Below are 19,354 nucleotides of genomic sequence, written 5' to 3'. Positions count from 1 at the left end.
AGACACCCCGCATGAGCACTTTCGACAACGTCGTGGCCGGCAGGGCCACGATGGAAGCTGCCGCCTCCACGCCCGGCGCGATCATCGCGCGGCTCGAGCGGCTTCCGGCCAACGCGATGCAGATTCGCGCGCGCGTGCTGATCGGCACCGCCACGTTCTTCGACGGCTTCGACGTGATCACGATCGCGGCGACGCTGCCGCTGCTGATTCACAAGTGGGGGCTGTCGCCGACGCAGATCGGCATGCTGATCGCGTCCGGCGCGATCGGGCAGCTGATCGGCGCGTTCCTGTTTCCCGCGCTCGCCGAGAAGCATGGCCGTGTAAAGGCGATCGCGTGGAGTTCTGCCGTGATCGGCATCACGAGCATCGCGTGCGGTTTCGCGCCGACGTTCGAGGTGTTCGTGCTGCTGCGGATTTTGCAGGGGCTCGGTCTCGGCGGCGAATTGCCGGTCGCGGCCACGTACATCAACGAAATCACGCGTGCGCACGGCCGCGGCCGCTTCGTGCTGTTGTATGAAATCGTGTTTCCGATCGGTCTGCTGGTATCGATGGCGCTGGGCGCATGGCTCGTGCCGCGGTTCGGCTGGGAGATCATGTACTTCGTCGGCGGGCTGCCGTTGATCCTCGCGCTGGTGCTCACGCATCTCGTGCCGGAATCGCCGCGCTGGCTTGCCTCGCGCGGGCGCCTCCCGGAAGCCGGGCGCGCGGTCGGCGTGTTCGAATCGTCGGTGCGCGGCGAACTGCCGCCGGTCACGCAGGTGGCCGCGTACGACGAGATGGTCCGCCAGCACCCGAAGCGCCGGATGACCGATCTGTTCAGCGCCGCGTATCGCAAGCGCACGCTCGCGGTGGCGACGCTGTGGGCGACGTGCGGGTTCATCCAGTACGGGCTGTCCACGTGGCTGCCGACGATCTACAAGAACTTCTATCACGCGCCGCTGCAGCTCGCGCTGAATCTCGCGGTGATCGGCTCGGTGATGGGCGTGCTCGGTTCGCTCGCGTCCGCGCTGCTGGTCGACAAGCTCGGCCGCAAGCCGGTGATCGTGTGGTCGTTCGTGCTGTGCGCGGCGTCGCTGGCGTTCGCGGGCTTCTATCACGCAGCGTCGGTGTATGTCGTCGCGACCTTCTGCTCGCTGTCGTTGGGGCTGATGGCATCGGGCTTCATCACCGCATACGTCTATACGCCGGAGCAGTATCCGACGAGCATTCGTGCGTCGGGCTGCGGGCTCGGCAGCGCGTGGCTGAAGATCGCGTCGTTCGCGGCGCCGATGATCGTGCCGCACGCGATCATCGGCGGCAACCTCGCGCCGGCGTTCTACCTGATCGGCATCGTGCCGCTGATCGCGGCCGTGACCGTTCATTTCGTCGGGATCGAGACGAAGGGGAAAGTGCTCGAAGCGCTGGAAGCGTAAGCGCGGCCGGTCGCAACGGCTGACGTGGGAGGCCCGGACATCGTCCGGGCCTTTCTGTTTTCCGGCGCTCGGGTTCGCGCCTGTTCGCGGACAGCTTGCGGCCGCGCTGGTTCGTCGCGGGCGGCACGGGGCTCGCGCCGGTCTTGTCGATGCTCAGGCGCATGGTCGGGTATCAGGAGAGGGGTGACGCGCGGGAAATTGCCGTCGCGGCCGGCGTGCCGGACGCGCAATTCGCGAGCGAGCGATTCACCGTGTGATGCGCGTGCCGCCCGTTGCGGTGACGCAGGTGCGGCGCGTCATCCGGCGGACGACTTGCCGAATGGTCGGGTCGAACGTACTCTTTGTCGACACATCGGCCCACCCGCAGGTTATCCACCATGCAAGCCCATCCTTTGCGTCTTTCCCCCGGCGACGATCTGCGCGCATCGATCGAGCAGGCGTTGCGTCGGCTCGACGCACACGCGGCATTCGTGATCCAGGGGATCGGCAGCCTGAATGTCGCGCAGCTTCGCTTTGCCGGTGTCGACGCGCCGACCGAACTGCGCGGCGACCTCGAAATCCTGACGCTGGCCGGTTCGGTCTCGCCGGACGGCGCGCACCTTCATATGTCGGTGTCCGACGCGAACGGCCGCGTATCGGGCGGACATGTCGCGCGCGGCTGCGTGGTGCGGACGACCGCCGAGATCCTGCTCGTGCTGTTGCCCGCACATCGTTTCTCCCGTGAACCCGATGCAGGGACCGGGTTCGACGAGCTGGTGATTCGTCCGGAGCCAGGCTGATCGTGCGCACGGTCGGGCGCATGTGACCGATGTGGCTTACCCCGGCACGAACACTCCCATTGCCGCGATCGCCATCGCGAGCGTCGCGGCCCAGCCGCCCCATGCCAGCGCGCCCGTCACGGCAAACTTGCCCATGATGCGCCGGCTGCCGGCCATCAGCATCATCACGACCATGATCGGAACGGCGGTCACGCCGTTGATGACCGCACTCCAGTAGAGCGCGCGGATCGGGTCGAAATGCATGAACGTGATGGCGACGCCGCCGACGATCGCCAACGCGATCACCGCATAGAATTCGGGCGCGACGCCGAGCCGCAGCGCGAGGCTGTTGCGCCAGCGGAAGCTGCCTGCGGCCGCATAGGCGGCCGAGCCGGCGAGCACCGGCAAGGCCAGCAGGCCGGTGCCGACGATCCCGAGCGCAAACAGCGTGTACGCGAAGTGTCCGGCAATGGGCTCGAGGGCGCGCGCGGCGTCGGCGGACGTCTTCACTTCGATGTGGTGCATGTAGAGCGTGGCCGCTGCCGTCAGCGTGATGAAGAACGCAATGACGTTCGATACGCCCATGCCGACCCAGGTATCGAAGTTGATTCGTCGCAACTGCGCGGGCGCCTGATGCGGTGCGCGCCGTAACGCATGCTGGCTCGGCTCCGCATGCAGTTCCTCGACCTCCTGCGACGCCTGCCAGAAAAACAGATACGGGCTGATCGTGGTGCCGAGCACGGCGATGACCGTGGTCAGATAGGCGGCGGTGAACTGGACATGCGGCCGCACGATCGCGCGGCCGACCTCGCCCCAGTGGACGGGCACGATGAGCGCCACCGCGACATACGCGAGCAGGACCAGCGCGATCCATTTGAGCAGACGCGCATAGCGGTCGTACGGCACGAAAATCTGCAGCACGACCGACACGCCGCCCAGGCAGACGACATAGAGTTCCTGCGGGCCATGCAGCAGAAGATTGACCGCCGCGCCCATCGCCGACAGGTCGGCCGCGATGTTGATCACGTTCGCGATCAACAGCAATGCCACGGCGCTGTAGAGCAACCATGGCGGGTAGTGCGCGCGCATGTTCGACGCGAGGCCCTTGCCCGTCACGCGGCCGATGCGCGCGCTGACCAGCTGGATCGCCGTCATCAGCGGATAGGTCAGCAGCAGCGACCAGAGCAGTTCGAGTCCGAACTGCGCGCCCGCCTGCGAGTACGTTCCGATGCCTGAGGGATCGTCGTCGGCGGCACCGGTGACGAGGCCCGGCCCGAGGCGCCGGAGCCACGTTGCCGCGCGCGGACGAGGCTGCGCGGTACCGAGGGACTCGTTGTCGTTCATGGCGGCGACCCGTGGGGAGGGGCAGTCGAGTCGCAATCGGCGTGCCCGGGCCGTGGGGCGGGCGGTGCCGGTCGGTCAATGCGTTCCGAATACCGAACGCGGCGCGGCAGAAGACCGGCTTGGCCGACGTTGGGGAAGCCGGGGGATGCGGGAGAAAACGGACTGCGCTCGTGAAAGCGTGCGGCCGGGCGGCAGCGAGAGCGACGCAGCAGGGGCGATACGCGTCGGCGTCAGCGAGCCGCCATCGCAACGTTCCGATCGGCGCGCCCGGTCACCAGGCAGCCGGACATGAACGCCTCGCGCTGGCTGTCGGCGGCCGCGTTGCCGAAGCCGCGGCTGAGCGCGTCGTATTTCACCTGCTCGGCGCCCTGCGAGCACGCCATCGGGCTGGCGTCGCGGCCTTGCGCGTGCAGCAGTGCCCGATCGCCGATCAGGTAGGCCAGCAGCGCGAAAAAGGCGATGTGCACCACTCGTCTCATGATTCGTCTCCTTGTTACGCAAGCGTAACGCGGACACGTTTCGGGAGGCACTTGGGGCTTCCCCCGGTAAACGTCTGCGGAAATGGCGGCAGGCCGGGGCGCTCGCATACCGCTTTCTGCCGCGCGAACGAGGAAAGGAGCGGTGGCCCGCCGCACCGACGCGCGATTGACGCGAGTTTGACGAATGTCAGGTTAGGGGCAGGGCGAGACGGTCGCGCCGGCAGTCAAAGCGATAGCATGAATGCATGTTTCAACGGAACGCGATGCGCGGCAAGCGATGCGCGCAGCGGCTCCAGAACGCAGCAGGTACGTGCCGAACATCGCTATCGAAATAGTGAGGAATCCAAATGCTTAACGTCTCTTCCGTCCTGATCAGTCTCGCGCCGCTGTGGGCCATTCTGCTGATTGCATCTTCCGCCGCGACCTACCTCGTGTTCTGGCGCAAGGTCATCAAGTAAGCGCCGCACCGTTCATCGCACTGCCGTCACCGGCACATTCGAGATCCGCACGAGCCGGTCCATCACGCTGCGACGGAACATCGAGAGCATCGCGTGAAACGGATCCTGCCGCGGCGCGACGACGACGATTTCGTCGCAGCCGGTCTCGGCCGCGACGGCCGCGATCGTGTCGGCCACCGGCCCGACCTTCTTCACGATGCTGTACCGGACACCGGCTTCCCGCAGCACCCGCTCCGCCATCGCCAGATCGTCGCACGCGAACTTGTCCTCGATCGACTGTAGCCGCGACAGCGGGTGAAACGCCTCGAGCCGCGTCGACTCGAGCGGCGCCTGCACGTTGATCAGCACGATTTCGGATGCACAGCGTTCGCGATACAGGAAGGTCGCGTGGCGGACCGCCTGCAGCGAGCGGGGTGAGTGTCCGACCGGAACCAGCAGTTTGAGCATGGAAAATGCTCCGTAGTCGAGATGTTCCCAGCGTAGTGCGCCGCCGGATCGCGCGACCTAAATAGATTGGGCGGGCGCGTAAAAATGTCGTCAACGTCCGTCGCCTCGTGTTGCGCCTATTAGAAATATAAGAAATTTTGGTTTATGCGCATAAACGTTTACACCAATCGGCCGGGCAGCAGCCCGACGCTGGCGGTCGAGCGGCGCACCCCCCGCCGATTTAGTCGAATCCTCAATGAATCGCGGCGGAAAATATCGGAGGTCGAGCATCCGGCGTCGCGTAGAGTAGAGCATCGACCGCGGCCCGCCTTGGCCTCTTCCCGGCGCCTTCCCGGCCGTTCGCGACGGACCGCCGCCACCATGCGGCCCGCCATTCCATACCGATTCCAGGAGACCTCGCATGCCGCACGGCGCCCCGCAGCTTCTCGCTCCCGCTTCCATCACCGTCGACCCGATCGTGCGCCTGTCGGCCGGCGAGCTCGCGTCGGCCATTCGCGGCAAGGCGGTTTCGTGCGTCGAGACGATGCGTGCATATCTCGATCACATCGAGCGCGTGAACGGCGCGGTGAACGCGCTGGTCTCGCTGCGCGAGCGCGCCGTGCTGCTCGCCGAAGCCGCGGAAAAGGACGCCGCGCTGGCCCGCGGCGAGTATCACGGCTGGCTGCACGGGATGCCGCAGGCGCCGAAGGATCTCGCGATGACCAAAGGGCTGCGGACGACCTACGGCTCGCCGATCTTCCGCGATAACGTGCCGCAGGCCGACTCGGTCGGCGTCGGTCGAATGCGCGCGGCGGGCGCGATCTTCATCGGCAAGACCAACACGCCGGAATTCGGCCTCGGCTCGCATACGTTCAACGAAATCCACGGCGCGACACGCAATCCATACGACCTGACGAAGAGCGCGGGCGGCAGCAGCGGCGGCACGGCGGCGGCGCTCGCCGCGCGCATGCTGCCGGTCGCGGACGGCAGCGACTTCGGCGGCTCGCTGCGCAATCCGGCCGCGTTCTGCAACATCTACGGGTTCCGGCCGTCGCAGGGCCGCGTGCCGCGCTGGCCGGGCGTCGACGTGTTCATGCAGCAGCTCGGCATCGAAGGGCCGATGGGCCGCACGGTCGGCGACGTCGCGCAGCTGCTCGCGATTCAGGCCGGCTACGACCCGAACGATCCGCTGTCGCTCGCGGAAGATCCGGCCGTGTTCGCGAAGCCCCTCGACAAGGACCTGCGCGGCGAGCGCATCGCTTGGGTCGGCGACTGGAACGGTTATCTCGCGACCGAGCCGGGTGTGCTCGCGCAGTGCGAAAAGGGCCTCGCGACGCTGCGCGAGATCGGCTGCGACGTCGATGCGGCGCTGCCGGCGTTCGCGCCCGAGCGCATCTGGCGCCTGTGGCTCGCGCATCGGCATCTGCTGTCCGGTGGCGGGCTGCTCGCGCACTATCGCGATCCGGCACGGCGCGCGCTGCTGAAGCCCGAGGCGATCTACGAGGTCGAAGGGCTGCTCGCGATGCAGGGTGCCGAGGTGTTCGACGCGAGCATCGAGCGCACCGCGTGGCACCAGGCGGTGCTGAGCTTCTTCGACCGCTACGACTTCATCGCGGCACCGACCGCGCAGGTGTTCCCGTTCGAAGTCGAGCAGCGCTGGCCGAAGGAAATCGCGGGCCGCGCGATGGACACTTACCACCGCTGGATGGAAACGGTCGTGCCGTGGACCCTGGCCGGCTGCCCCGTGATCAGCGTGCCGGTCGGCTTCAACGACGCGGGGCTGCCGATGGGGATGCAACTGATCGGCCGGCCGCGCGCGGACCTCGCGGTGCTGCAGCTCGCGCGCGGCTACGAGCAGGCGGCCGACTGGGTCGGCCAGCGTCTGCCGGCGTGGATGGCTGCGTGATGCGCGCCGTGGCGTCGATCGCGGACTCCCGAAACAAGCGCGATTGATGCGGAAAAGGAACGAATCCGGACGCGTGCCCGGCATCGCGCGGCAAACGCGGACGAATGTGCGCGGCGAGTCGGGACGGCCGCGGAATTGCAAGCGGCCGCGGCGCGCGATTTCGTTTCGATGTGTTTCAGTCGTTGCGGCGGCGCGCGACGCGCTTCGACAATATCGGCCTCAATCACTCGGGCACGAGGCAAACAGATGAAGCATATTCGCGTGACGGGCAAGCAGCTGGCATCGGCGGGCATCGCACTCGGCATCCTGCTGGGCGCCAACGGCGCCGCGCATGCGCAGCTCGACCTGCAATCGATCGGCTCGGCGCTGCTCGGCGGCGGCGGGCAGCAACAGGCCGCGCCCGCGCAGGGCGGCGTCGCGCAGCTGATGCAGGCATACGTCGGCGCGAATCAGCAGGTGCTGGCCGGCCAGTCGTCGCTCGCGTCGGCGATGGGGCTCACCGGCGCGGCCGGGCAGGCGCAGCAGGCCGCCAGCCTGCTCGGTGGCGGCAACGCGTTGACGCCGGCCGCGCTGTCGCAGATGGGCGGCGCGCAGCAGTCGGTGTCGCAGGCGCTCGGCCAGGCGTTCGCGAGCGGCGGCGCGACGCACGGCCCGGTCGACAAGCAGGCGTTCAGCAACGGTCTCGCATCGCTCGGCCAGGGCCTCACGCAGTATTCGCAACTGCAATCGGGGCTCGGCAATCTCGGTTCGACCAGCGCCGCATCGCTGCTCCAGTCGGGCCTGAATCCGCAGAACATGCAGGCCGCGTCGTATATCGCGCAGAGCGCACCGGGCCAGTTGCAGTCGCTCGCGTCGACGCTCAGCCAGGCCGTGCAGTTCGCGACGAGCCAGGGCATTTCGGTGCCGGCGGTCGCGTCGTCCGCGCTGAAGCTGCTGCCGTAACGTTGCCACGAACCGCGCGCCGCGGTGCCGGCGGCGCGCGCGGATTCGGGATGGCCCTGCGCAACATGGGGATATCGCGCGATGCTATCGTTGCGTGTTCCCCGTTCCCGGTGCCGGTTCATGACTGACTCGTTCGACCTCCCGCGCTACTTCGCCCGCATTGGCTACGACGGCCCGGCCGAGCCGACGCTCGACGTGCTGCGCCGGCTGCATTTGCTGCACCCGCAGGCGATTCCGTTCGAAAACCTCAATCCGCTGACCGGCGCGCGTGTCGCGCTTGACCTGCCGGCGATCGTCGACAAGGTGATCGGGCGCCGCCGCGGCGGCTACTGCTTCGAACTCAACAAGCTCTTCTACACCGCGCTCACGACGATCGGTTTTCGCGTGACGCCGCTGATCGCGCGCGTGCGCTGGATGCGGCCGCCGGAGATCGTCACCGCGCAGACGCACATGCTGCTGCGCATCGATCTCGACGGCGCGGCGTGGCTCGCGGACATCGGCTTCGGCAGCGCGACGCTGACCGCGCCGCTGCGCTTCGTGCCGGGTGAGCGGCAGATGACGCCGCACGGCGCGTTTCGCGTCGTCGGCGCGCCGGTCGACGGCGAATTCGACATGCAGTTCGAGATCCCCGACGGCTGGCAGACGACTTACCGCTTCTCGCTGAAACCGGCCGAGTGGATCGATTACGACGCCGCGAACTGGTTCACGTCGACCTATCCCGAATCGATCTTCGTGAACGACCTGATTGCCTGCCGCGTGTTGCCGGCCGGCCGCGCGGCGCTGTTCAACACCGTGCTGACGCTGCGCGACGCGGCGGGCGCGGGGCGCACCGTCACCTTCGACGACGCGGCTGCGTGGGGCGAGTGCCTGCGCGACACGATCGGCATCGATACGACCGGCTTCGATCTCGACGCGCTGTTCGTGCGGGTGGCGGCGCGGTGAACCCGACATAAGGGCGTTGCGAGCGGCGAGGGGCTAGCGTGGGCGGGCGTGACGTCCGCCGCGCCGCCGGCTCCGGTGTCCCGATTGACATTTGCTGGATTGCTAGCATGCTAGCGCGCATGACCGACGAAGAAGTGAAGCAATTCAACGTGCATCTGCCGCTGGGCCTGATCCGGCGGGTCAAGCATCGCGCCATCGAAACGCAGCAGTCGCTGTCCGCGCTGGTGGCCGACGCATTGCGCGCGTATCTGACGGCACCGCAGCCGGGGGCCGGGCTGTCCACCACGGAGGAATGACATGTCATCCGAGCGAATCGAAGCCGTGTACCTGACGACGAACAACTGGGGCAACTCCGCGAAGTTCTTCCCGGCGCCGGGCAAGCCGGGCGCGTGAGGCCGCGACGATGACCGACCTCCATCACGACGCCCCCGACAGCACCGCCGCACGCGTCGCGCTGTGGCGCGCGCTGCACGTCGAACTCGATGCGCCGCCACACGTGCTCGCCGACGAAGTCGGCCTGCGCCTGCTCGCGCCGGCGCCCGGCTGGCAGCAGCGCGGCGACATGGATCCGCGGTTCACGCGGCCGTTTCGCGCATCGATCGTCGCGCGGGCGCGCTTCATCGAGGATCTCGTCGTCGAGCAGGCCGCGCGGGGCGTGAGCCAGTACGTGATCCTCGGCGCGGGCCTCGACAGCTTCGTGCAGCGCCGGCCCGAGATGGCGTCGCGCCTGACCGTCTTCGAGGTCGATCCGCCCGCGCCGCAGGCGTGGAAACGCCGCCGGCTGACCGAGCTCGGCTTCGGCGTGCCGGACTGGCTGCGGTTCGTGCCGGTCGATTTCGAGGCGAAGCAGTCGTGGCGCGACGCGCTCGTGCGCGCGGGCTTCGATCCGGGCAAGCCGGCGGTCGTCGTGTCCACGGGCGTCAGCATGTATCTGACGCGCGACGCGAACGCGGCGGCATTGCGCGAAGCCGCGTCGCTCGCGCCGGGTTCGACGTTCGCGATGACGTTCCTGCTGCCGCTGGAGCTTGCCGATCCGGACGTGCGTCCGGGGCTCGAGATGGCCGCGAAAGGCGCACGCGCGAGCGGCACGCCGTTCATCAGCTTCTTCCTGCCGGCGGAGATCCGCGCGCTCGCGACGGAGGCCGGCTTCGCGCGGGCCGGGCACGTGTCGGCCGCGGAACTTGCACGTCGCTACTTCGCCGATCGCACAGACGGCCTGCGCCCACCGGACAACGCGGAAGAGTTGCTCGTCGCGACGGTGTGATCCCGGCGCGACCCGGGGTCAACCGTCACGCGCGTTCGAGCACGGCCATCTCGCGCACGACCACCAGCAGCACCGCGAGGCTCGCGCCGCCCGACGCGCGCAGGTCGGCGAGCAGGTGCTCGTAGCGCTGCAGCGCGGCTTCGCGGCGTTCGCGCCATGCATGGACGATCGTCTCGGGCGCCGTCGAGTCGGCCGATTCCGCGAGCGCGCTGGTGGCGAGCGTGCGCTTGAGCCGCGCGATTTCCGCGAGCGCGGCCGCGCGCGCCAGCATGTCCCAGTGCGTCGGGGTCGGCAGCGTGGCCGCGCGTTCGCCGATCCACCCGTAGTTCAGCAGCGTGCCGAGCGAGAAGTAGACGCCCGCGACCAGTTCGAGGCTGCGGTCGCAGGTCGCGGCCACTTCGGCGATGTCGAGCAGCGCGGCGGAGATGTCGCCGCTCGCGACGCGCACCGCGAGCGCGCTGTCGACGCCGGCATCGACCAGCACGCGCTGCCGCTCGGACAGCGCTTCCAGATCGTCGGCCGGCAGCAGCGACGGCAATTGCGGCGCGATGCGCTGCACCGCGTCGCGGCAGCGCGCGATCAGTCCGGCGACGCCGCCGTCGGCCACCGCGCCCGACTGCAGCTGCCGCAGGAACCACAGCGCCGCGCGCTCCAGCAGCCGCGCGACGTCGACGAACATGCGCGCCTGCACGTCGTCGGCGACGCGGTTGTCGAGTGCGTCGATGTCGCGCCATACCGCATCGAGATCGAACACGTCGCGCGCCATGATGCAGGCGCGCACGATGTCGCCCGGCTTCGCGTCGGTTTCCTCCATCAGCCGGTGCACGAACGCGCAGCCGACCCGGTTGACGAGCGCGTTGGTCAGGTGCGTCGCGAGGATCTCGCGGCGCAGCGGGTGGCGATGCATCGGTTCGCTGAAGCGCTGCTGCAGCGGCTTCGGGAAATAGTCGACGAGCATCGCGGCGACGAGCGGATCCTCGGGCACGTCGGATTCGAGCAGCGCGTCGTACAGCCACATCTTGCTGTAGGCGAGGAGCACCGCGCGCTCCGGCGACGTGAGGCCCTGCTTCGCGGCCTGCCGCTCGGCGATCTCGTCGTCGGTCGGCAGGAACTCGATCACGCGGTTCAGGCGGCCCGCGCGTTCGAGCCAGCGCATCAGGCGCGCCTCTGCGTCGAGCAGCTCGACGCCGTAGCGGCCCGCGATCGACAGCGCCTGCGTCTGGTAGTAGTTGTCGCGCAGCACGAGCAGCCCGACTTCGTCGGTCATTTCCGCGAGCAGGGCGTTGCGCTGCTTCTCGGTCATCTCGCCGTCGGTGACGACGAGCCCGAGCAGGATCTTGATGTTGACTTCGTGATCCGAACAATCGACGCCGGCCGAGTTGTCGATCGCGTCGGTGTTGATGCGGCCGCCGCGCTGCGCGAACTCGATGCGGCCGAACTGCGTGCAGCCGAGGTTGCCGCCTTCGCCGACGACCTTGCAGCGCAGGTCCGCGCCATTTACGCGTACCGCGTCGTTCGCGCGATCGCCGACCTGCTGGTGGGTTTCGCGCGCGGCTTTCACGTAGGTGCCGATGCCGCCGTTGTACAGCAGGTCGACCGGCGCCTGCAGGATCGCGCGGATCAGCTCGGTCGGCGGCAGCGCGTGCGCATCGATGCCGAGCGCGGCCTGCACGGCCGGCGACAGCGGGATCGTCTTCGCGGTGCGCGGATAGACGCCGCCGCCCGCCGAGATCACGGACGTGTCGTAGTCGGCCCAGCTCGAGCGTTCGAGCGCGAACATCCGCTGGCGCTCCGCGAAGCTCGTCGCCGGATCGGGGTTCGGGTCGAGGAACACGTGCCGGTGATCGAACGCCGCGACGAGCCGGATATGCGGCGACAGCAGCATCCCGTTGCCGAACACGTCGCCCGACATGTCGCCGACACCGACCACGGTGAAGTCGGTCGTCTGCGTGTCGATGCCCATCTCGCGGAAGTGCCGCTTCACCGATTCCCAGGCGCCGCGCGCGGTGATCGCCATCTTCTTGTGGTCGTAGCCGACCGAGCCGCCGGATGCGAATGCATCGTCGAGCCAGAAGCCGTATTCGTGCGAGATCGCGTTCGCGTAGTCGGAGAACGTGGCCGTGCCCTTGTCGGCCGCGACGACGAGATACGGATCGTCGGGGTCGTGCCGCACCACGTCGGGCGGCGGCACGATTGCGTTGCCGGCGAGATTGTCGGTCAGGTCGAGCAGGCCGCGCAGGAACGTCTGATAGCACGCGACGCCCTCGCGCATCCACGCTTCGCGATCGCTCGGCGGCGGCGGGTTCTTCACGACGAAGCCGCCTTTCGACCCGACCGGCACGATCACGACGTTCTTCACCATCTGCGCCTTCATCAGCCCGAGCACCTCGGTGCGGAAGTCCTCGCGACGGTCGGACCAGCGCAGCCCGCCGCGCGCGACGCGCCCGCCGCGCAGGTGCACGCCCTCGACGCGCGGCGAGTACACCCAGATCTCGAACATCGGCTTCGGTTCGGGCAGGCCGGGCACCTTCGCCGGATTGAACTTGAACGACAGATACGGCTTCGATTCGCCGTTCGCGTCGTGCAGGAAATAGTTGGTGCGCACGGTCGCGTTGATCACGCCGAGGAACTGGCGCAGGATCCGGTCCTCGTCGAGGTTGGGGACCTGGTCGAGCGCCGTCTCGATCGCCTTCAGCACGCGTTCGACCTGCACGTCGCGCGTGCCGCCGGTGGCCGGGTCGAAGCGCAGCAGGAACAGCTCGACGAGCTGCCGTGCGATCGCCGGGTTGCCGGTCAGCGCGCGCTCGATGTACGCGTCGCTGAAGGTCGAGCCGACCTGCCGCAGGTATTTCGCATACGCGCGCAGGATCGTGACCTCGCGTGCGCTCAGGTGCGCGCGCAACACGAGACGGTTGAAGTCGTCGTTCTCGATCCGGCCGCTCCAGATGCGATCGAACGCGTCCTCGAACAAGTCCTTCACGCGCTCGATGTCGAATTCGGTATCGTCCGCGAGTTCAAGGCCGAAGTCGTGCACCCACGCGGGCGCGGCATCCTGCGTCTGGATCCGGTACGGCCGTTCCTCGTCGACGCGCACGCCGAGATGCTCGAGCATCGGCAGGCTGCGCGACAGCGCGATCGGGTCGCCTGCGCGATACACCTTGAAGCGGAACGCGCGGGCCTCTGCCTCGATCGGGCGATACAGGTTCATCGCGAGCTGGCCCGACTCCTTCACGCGCTCGATCAGTTCGATGTCGCGCACGGCCGTGCGCGCCGGGTAGTCGTCGCGATAGCCGGCCGGGAACGAGTCCGCATAGCGCTGCAGCAGGCGGTTGCCTTGTTCTTCTCCGAAGGCGTCGAGCAGCGCGTCGGCGAGATCGTCCTGCCAGCGGCGCGTGACTTGCACGAGCCGCGTTTCGAGTTCGCGCGTGTCGACGTCGGGCATCGTGCCCGGTTCGGCATGGACAACGAAATGAATTCGCGCGATCGCCGATTCCGACAGCAGCGGCGTGAATTCGACGTTCACGCCGTTGTACGCGTCGACGAGCAGCTTCGCGATGCGGCGGCGCAGGTCGGTGTTGTACTTGTCGCGCGGCACGAACGCGAGGCACGACACGAAGCGGTCGAAGCGGTCGCGCCGCACGAACAGCCGCGTGCGCTGGTGTTCCTGCAGGCGCAGGATGCCGAGCGCGATGTCGTAGAGCTGGTCTTCGTCGGCCTGGAACAGTTCGTCGCGCGGATAGGTTTCGAGCACCGTCACCAGCGACTTGCCGAGATGTCCCTTCGGCAGGAAGCCCGCACGCTTCACGATGTTCGCGCATTTGCGGCGCACGATCGGAATATCGGTGTACGAACCGAAATAGGACGTCGACGTATACAGCCCGATGAAGCGGCGTTCGCCGCTCACCTTGCCGTCGGCGCCGACGAGTTTGACGCCGACGTAGTCGAGATAGCCGGGCCGGTGCACGGTCGCGCGCGAGTTCGCCTTGGTCAGGAAGATGGGCCAGGGGCCGGTGATGATCTCGGCGGCGGCCGGCGGCAGCGGCGTCACGTCGGGCGCGCCGGGTGCGCGCAGCGATTCGCGCAACAGGCCGAAGCCGGAGCCTTCGATGCCGCGCAGCCCGAAGCCCGTGCCGTCCGACACGAGCGCGTAGTCGCGCTGGCCGAGGAACGTGAAGTGATCGGCGGCCATCCATTCGAGGAACGCGCGCGCCTCGATGTCTTCCGCGGTGGATTCGCGGGCCTTCATGTCCTTGATCGTCGCGCGCGCGATGTCGACGATCTTCGGCCAGTCCTCGACCGACGCGCGCACGTCGCCGAGCACGCGCGCGATGTCGTCGCGCAGCGTGTCGAGCAGCGCGGCGTCGCCGCAGCGGTCGACTTCGAAATGGATGAACGATGCGAGTTGCGACTGGCCGTCGCCGGGCGTCGCGCCACCGGCGTCGACGCGCTCGATTCCGCCGTTGCCGCCGCGCCAGATGCGGAACACCGGGTGCAGCGCGGAATGCAGCGCGAGCCCGAGGCGATTGACGGCCATCGTCACCGAGTCGACCAGGAACGGCATGTCGTCGTTGACGATCTCGATCACCGTGTGGTCCGAGTGCCAGCCGTGCTGTTCGAGGATCGGGTTGTAGACGCGCAGCCGCTCGCTGCCGGGCACGAATTTCTGGGCGGTCTGCCAGTGCGCCATCGCGGCGCCGTAGAGGTCGGCGATGCTGCGATTCTGCAGATCGTCGGCGTCGACGAAATCGTAGTAATGACGCAGGAACGGTTCGACGATCCGGAACGTGGCTTCGGGCAGGCGCCCGCGCGCGAATTCGACGACATCGGAGAGCAGGTGTGCGACGACTTCCTCGTTCTTCGCTTCCATGGCGGTCTCCCGGGTGGCCATTGGCTGCTGCGTGTGTTCGGCATTATGCGCCGATTGATGTGCCGGTTGCGTGACGAAGCGATGTGCGGACGCACAACGCGGAGCAGGGAAGGGCGGCCGCATGCGACGCCGGCGGCTTCAGATCGGGGTGCCGCGCGGAGAGCGGATTCATGATGTCGGGCAGCATCGTGGGCCGTAGCGGCGATACGAATTCGCGGCAGGCGCCGGATTCGTGTCGCGGGCGGGCCTCGTCGACCTGCCGAAGCGATCGATCCGGTTGCGCGCCCATCGAAAGGATCGTGTCGTTCAGTGCGGCGGCGATACGCAGCGCGGCGAGCATGCGGTAGCCCGAGCGCGCCGCATCGTGCGGCGCGTGCGTCCGGATGTCACCGCGATGTCACCACAATTCGAACGCACGTCGCAGGGCAGGTTCCACCGGCGCCGAACTTGCCGGTATCAGCGCTCGTCGCTCCACAGCTTGCCGGCCGTCGCCCAGTTTTCCTTCTTCACGTCGGCGAGGATGATGTCGACCGAGCCCGGGTCGCAACCGAGCGTCTCGCACGTGACGCGCGTGATCGCTTCGACGAACGCGCGCTTCTGCTCGACCGTGCGGCCTTCGAACAACTGGATATTGAAAGTCGGCATGACTGAATGCTCCGATGGTTGGGGGTGAACGATTCGTCGGGAGAGTGGCGATGGCGCCGTCAGTCGCGGTACGACGGATCGATCCGGTCGAGGCGGCGCAGCAGCGCCGGCCATTCCAGTTCGCCCTCGATCGCGCCGCCGTCGCGCAACTGCCCGGCCGTGCGGTCCGCGACGGCCGGCTCGGGCAGCACGAGCGGCCCGCCACCTGCCTGCGCGCGTATCTGGATGTCGCAGGCCTTGATCAGCGTATCCATCAACACATACGCCTCGGCAACGGTCCGGCCGACCGTCAGCGTGCCGTGGTTGCGCAGCAGCATCGCGGATTTCGCGCCGAGGCTGGCGGTCAGTCGCGCGCCTTCGGCCGGCGAGAACGCGAGCGCCTCGTAGTCGTGATACCCGAGATCGCCGTGAAACCGCAGCGCGTGCTGCGACGCGGGCAGCAGCCCGTCGCGCTGGATCGACACGGCGATGCCGGCCGTATTGTGCAGGTGCATCACGCAGACGGCGTCCGGCCGCGCGGCATGCACGGCCGCGTGCAGCGCGAAGCCGGTCACGTTGACCGCGTGTTCGCCGTCGCCGATCCGGTTGCCGGCCAGGTCGATCTTCACGAGATTCGATGCGCGGACCTCGTCGAACGTGAGGCCGAACGGGTTGATCAGGAAATGCCCGGGCTCGCCCGGCACCGTCGCGGACAGATGCGTGTAGATCAGGTCGTCCCAGCCGTTCAGCGCGACGAGGCGATACGCGGCGGCGAGATCGACGCGCAGCCGGCGCTCGGCGTCCGAGATCGGGCCGCCGGGCTTCACGGTGTCAGGACGGTGTGCGAATGACGACATCGGGTTCTCCGAGGGTGAAGCGGCGCGTGACGAGCACCGTGATCCATGACGCGAGCGCGAACGGGGCCGTGAACGCGGGGAGGCCCGCGCGCGTCGCGAGCCACTGGAGCAGCGCCGCGAGTGCGGCGGCCGCGAAAGCCGCGCGCGGGCCGCGCGGCATCAGCGCAAGCGCGGCGAGCGCGCCGTTGAAGCCGAGCAGGCCGTCGGCGAACGACGTGCCGTTCGCGCCGGACGCGACCAGCAGCACGGTCGACACGATCGCGCCGCCGAGCGCGAAGGCGGCCGCGCGGCGCGACGCGACGGCGAGGCCCGCGACGATCAGCATGCCTGCCCACGGGCCTTGCGCGAAGGCGGTCTGTGCGATGCCCGAAAACAGCGCGTCGGCGATGGAAGGCAGCGTAAGGGGCGCACCTGCCGTCGCGTCGGTCGCATGCTGCGATGCGACAAACGGTAGCCACAGCGCGGTGATGACGAGGCATGGGCTCGAATACGGGCATTGGCGCCAGCGGGCGAGCGGCACGCGCATCGCGCGCTGCACGAGCGCCGCGCCGATCGAGACCGCCGGCACCAGCGCGATGGCGGCGAGCGAAGACGGGGCGAACTGCACGGCGATCAGCGCGGCGAGCGCGCCGTTGAAGCCGTGAAGCCCCTGTTCGACGTCGCGGCGCTCCGTGCCCGTAAGCACGGCGGTCATGCTGGCGGCGGCCGAGCCGACCAGCGCCGCGGACGCAAGCCGCAAGTCGGTCAGCGCCAGCGCGGCGAGCAGCAGCGCGCCGGTGACTGCATTCGCCTGCAGGACGATCTGCCCGATGCCGCGCAGCAGGGTGCGCAGGTCGATCGACGGCGAGACAGGGCGGGCGGTAGGCATGGCGGCGGTGGAGCAGGACGAGCCGCGAGCATAGGACACAATCCCGTGCACCGGAATAGGGAATTCTGGATAGTCAGGATTTGTGGCGGATGCCCCGAATTGGGGAATAACGATGCTCGGGGGGCTGCCGCATTGGCGTTTTCGGGTGAATTGCGGTTTCAGAAGTGAATTCGGGCAATGGCCGGTTCTTTTGGCCCAGGTGCGCGTCGGGGTTCACGTCTTCGATCGGGATTCGTGCGACGATCCCCTGCATCGGACCAACCGGGAGGCGAAGGAATGCGCGAGGTGCGTTGGGCGTCGCTCGAGGGCGACGGAGTCGAACATCTGACGTTCGACCGGAGTGGCGGCGGCATCGTCGTCGAAAGCGCGGTGGTCGGCCAGCGGTACGGCCGCGCATACGGGCTCGCGTATCGTGTCGAGTGCGATCCGCACTGGCGCGTGACGTACGCGGTGCTCAAGGTGATGGGCGGCGGCACGCTGGAACTGCACGGCGACGGCGCCGGGCACTGGCGCGACGGGTCAGGCCGTGCGCTGCCGGAACTGGAAGGCTGCGTCGACATCGACATCGCGGCGACGCCGTTCACGAACTCGCTGCCGATCGGCCGCCTCGGTCTTGCACGCGGCGAGCGGCGGCCGATCGACGTCGCATACGTGTCGACGCCGGACCTGAAGGTGACGCCGGTCAAGCAGGCGTATGCGTGCATCGAGCCTGGCCGGCGCTACCGCTACGAAGGCATTTTCCGGAACTTCACGGCGGAAATGGACATCGACGCCGATGGGCTCGTGATCGATTACGAAACGCTGTTCAAGCGCCTGCCGGCGCTGACGGGGCGCTGAATGGTGGCGTTCGTTACCGCCGAACCAGCGACGGCACATGCCGGTTGACGTGCGCGACTAAAGCCGCAGAAGCAGCGCAGATAGCGCAGTACCAGCCACGATTGGGGGCGCGACATCTGGCGATAATGAAGCCGACCTAACACCGAGGCGCCCCATGTACAACGCACGTGGGTGCTGGCCGCCGGCACAAATCCGATGTCTCGAGGTGTTGGATTATGGCTCGCATTTATTTGACGGTGCGTATTCCTGTTTCGTGCAAGTCGGTGATCATCCGACAGATGATCGGCCATTCCACATAGCTTGCCGCCTGCCGGCAGTCAGTTCCCACGACGATCTTCTCGATTCAGGCTCACCGCCCGACGCAAACGCCTGATATAGGCTGATTTGTCGTTGGACGGTGCATCGTTTCGCATGGCAATCAATTTTCAGATTCGTCCCATAGACGTGAGTATCGCAGTGGCTGACCATCGCTACTGGACGTCTATCGCGCACTGCTATGCGCCATCAACGGCTCTCGAAGGACGGCTCGCGTTGCTCGCTGAAGGCGAGACAAACTGGTGGATCAGCTCTGCCGAATGCGCCCATGTGGAACAGCGTGACCAATGATCTGCAAGTCGATGAACTCAGATCACACGGCAAAAGAAGCGTGTTTCGATGTCGCTGATACGAGCAGTTGTTCCGCAGAGAACGGTAGGAAATCCATGGATCTCCGCAGCGGTGGGCCGGGTTGGCGAAAGTTCCGAGCTGGTTTGTGCGGCGGACTTCACTCGCCACCGCCTATCCGTCGACCTATGACGAGATAGGCTTGTCTTGCAGGGAGCTTAACTATGCCCACGCAATCCGACCTGCGCTTTACCTTTACCGCCGGCGACGAGTCGTTCGAAGTGGTGGAGTTCACTTTGCACGAAGGCTTGTCCGAGACCTTCCGCTTGCAGGTGGAACTGGCCAGCACCAACCCTGCCATCGACTTTGGTCAGGTGCTGGACCGTAATGGCTTGCTCACCATATGGCAGGGTGGGTTGCCGGTGCGCTATGTGCACGGCGCCATCTCATCGCTCGCCCAAGGCGAAACGGGATTTCGACGGACCCGCTATTCCGCGGTGGTCGAGCCGCGCTTGGCGCGCCTGAAGCTGTCCTCCGACTGGCGCATCTTCCAGACCCTGAGCGTGCCCGAGATTGCGACGGCCGTGCTCAAGGCACACAACCAAACGCTGGACTACGAACAGCGCGTTACCGCCGAGCATTTGGCGCGCGAGTACTGCGTGCAGGCCGGCGACACCGACTACGACTTTATCGAGCGCATCCTGCGCGAGGAAGGCTTTTTCTATGCCTTCCAGCACAAGGCTGATAGTCACCGCCTGATTCACTGT

General features: G+C 67.5%; 17 protein-coding genes and 1 pseudogene. 10 read left to right on the top strand and 8 right to left on the bottom strand.

The genetic code is table 11. The annotated features are described in order from the left end of the window. Window positions 1–11 precede the first annotated feature (11 nt). From WS49_RS08380 to WS49_RS08375, 3 genes and pseudogenes are all read left to right on the top strand, one after another. Window positions 12–1,412, top strand: coding sequence for an MFS transporter (locus WS49_RS08380; protein WP_059526426.1), 1,401 nt, complete (start codon window positions 12–14; stop codon window positions 1,410–1,412). 23 nt (window positions 1,413–1,435) lie between these two features. Beyond that, window positions 1,436–1,669: pseudogene (locus WS49_RS34900) on the top strand (hypothetical protein); the annotation flags it as partial. Between the two features lie 120 nt (window positions 1,670–1,789). Further along, a complete protein-coding gene (locus WS49_RS08375) occupies window positions 1,790–2,191 on the top strand; it encodes a PPC domain-containing DNA-binding protein (protein ID WP_059526423.1) in 402 nt (133 codons plus the stop codon). A 36-nt stretch (window positions 2,192–2,227) separates the two neighbouring features. Here WS49_RS08375 and WS49_RS08370 read toward each other — a convergent pair whose 3' ends face one another. From WS49_RS08370 to WS49_RS08360, 3 genes are all read right to left on the bottom strand, one after another. Continuing rightward, window positions 2,228–3,514 (bottom strand): Nramp family divalent metal transporter, encoded by a 1,287-nt coding sequence (locus WS49_RS08370; protein WP_059526420.1) that lies wholly within the window; start codon window positions 3,512–3,514, stop codon window positions 2,228–2,230. A gap of 230 nt (window positions 3,515–3,744) precedes the next feature. Then, entirely contained in the window at window positions 3,745–3,993 is a 249-nt protein-coding gene (locus WS49_RS08365; RefSeq protein ID WP_059526416.1) for a hypothetical protein, read from the bottom strand. A gap of 470 nt (window positions 3,994–4,463) precedes the next feature. Then, complete coding sequence (locus WS49_RS08360; protein WP_059526413.1) at window positions 4,464–4,898, bottom strand: universal stress protein; 435 nt, start codon at window positions 4,896–4,898, stop codon at window positions 4,464–4,466. 400 nt (window positions 4,899–5,298) lie between these two features. Between WS49_RS08360 and WS49_RS08355 the strand changes: the two genes are divergently transcribed. From WS49_RS08355 to WS49_RS08335, 5 genes are all read left to right on the top strand, one after another. Beyond that, window positions 5,299–6,783 (top strand): amidase, encoded by a 1,485-nt coding sequence (locus WS49_RS08355; protein ID WP_059526407.1) that lies wholly within the window; start codon window positions 5,299–5,301, stop codon window positions 6,781–6,783. A 246-nt stretch (window positions 6,784–7,029) separates the two neighbouring features. After that, window positions 7,030–7,725 carry a hypothetical protein gene (locus WS49_RS08350; RefSeq protein WP_059526404.1) on the top strand — a complete coding sequence of 232 codons (696 nt, stop codon included), beginning with the start codon at window positions 7,030–7,032 and terminating at the stop codon, window positions 7,723–7,725. Window positions 7,726–7,845: 120 nt separating this feature from the next. Beyond that, window positions 7,846–8,667, top strand: coding sequence for an arylamine N-acetyltransferase family protein (locus WS49_RS08345; RefSeq protein ID WP_059526401.1), 822 nt, complete (start codon window positions 7,846–7,848; stop codon window positions 8,665–8,667). A 119-nt stretch (window positions 8,668–8,786) separates the two neighbouring features. Continuing rightward, window positions 8,787–8,963, top strand: coding sequence for a ribbon-helix-helix domain-containing protein (locus tag WS49_RS08340; protein WP_059526398.1), 177 nt, complete (start codon window positions 8,787–8,789; stop codon window positions 8,961–8,963). A gap of 107 nt (window positions 8,964–9,070) precedes the next feature. Continuing rightward, complete coding sequence (locus WS49_RS08335; RefSeq protein ID WP_059526395.1) at window positions 9,071–9,931, top strand: class I SAM-dependent methyltransferase; 861 nt, start codon at window positions 9,071–9,073, stop codon at window positions 9,929–9,931. A gap of 25 nt (window positions 9,932–9,956) precedes the next feature. Here the strand turns inward: WS49_RS08335 and WS49_RS08330 are convergent, their stop codons facing one another. The 5 genes from WS49_RS08330 to WS49_RS08310 form a co-directional block, all read right to left on the bottom strand. Continuing rightward, complete coding sequence (locus WS49_RS08330; RefSeq protein ID WP_059526393.1) at window positions 9,957–14,798, bottom strand: NAD-glutamate dehydrogenase; 4,842 nt, start codon at window positions 14,796–14,798, stop codon at window positions 9,957–9,959. 43 nt (window positions 14,799–14,841) lie between these two features. Beyond that, window positions 14,842–15,138 (bottom strand): hypothetical protein, encoded by a 297-nt coding sequence (locus WS49_RS08325; RefSeq protein ID WP_063888582.1) that lies wholly within the window; start codon window positions 15,136–15,138, stop codon window positions 14,842–14,844. 116 nt (window positions 15,139–15,254) lie between these two features. Further along, entirely contained in the window at window positions 15,255–15,443 is a 189-nt protein-coding gene (locus WS49_RS08320) for a 4-oxalocrotonate tautomerase (RefSeq protein ID WP_014898956.1), read from the bottom strand. A gap of 59 nt (window positions 15,444–15,502) precedes the next feature. Beyond that, on the bottom strand, window positions 15,503–16,279 hold the full coding sequence (locus WS49_RS08315; RefSeq protein WP_059526390.1) for a class II aldolase/adducin family protein: 777 nt from the start codon (window positions 16,277–16,279) through the stop codon (window positions 15,503–15,505). Beyond that, entirely contained in the window at window positions 16,254–17,147 is an 894-nt protein-coding gene (locus WS49_RS08310; protein WP_059526387.1) for an urea transporter, read from the bottom strand. The genes WS49_RS08315 and WS49_RS08310 overlap by 26 nt, the downstream gene beginning before the upstream one ends. 276 nt (window positions 17,148–17,423) lie before the next feature. On the opposite strand from WS49_RS08310, the gene WS49_RS08305 reads away from it, so the two are divergent. Continuing rightward, window positions 17,424–17,984 carry a putative glycolipid-binding domain-containing protein gene (locus WS49_RS08305; protein WP_059526385.1) on the top strand — a complete coding sequence of 187 codons (561 nt, stop codon included), beginning with the start codon at window positions 17,424–17,426 and terminating at the stop codon, window positions 17,982–17,984. Window positions 17,985–18,811: 827 nt separating this feature from the next. Further along, a partial coding sequence (gene vgrG, locus WS49_RS08300; protein WP_156441364.1) for a type VI secretion system tip protein VgrG occupies window positions 18,812–19,354 on the top strand: 543 nt, incomplete at its 3' end.

This window comes from Burkholderia sp. RF7-non_BP4 (assembly GCF_001521935.1).
Classification (GTDB): Bacteria; Pseudomonadota; Gammaproteobacteria; order Burkholderiales; family Burkholderiaceae; genus Burkholderia; species Burkholderia diffusa.
Note: the sequence above shows the minus strand (reverse complement) of the source record. Positions and strands in the feature narration are given on the sequence as shown.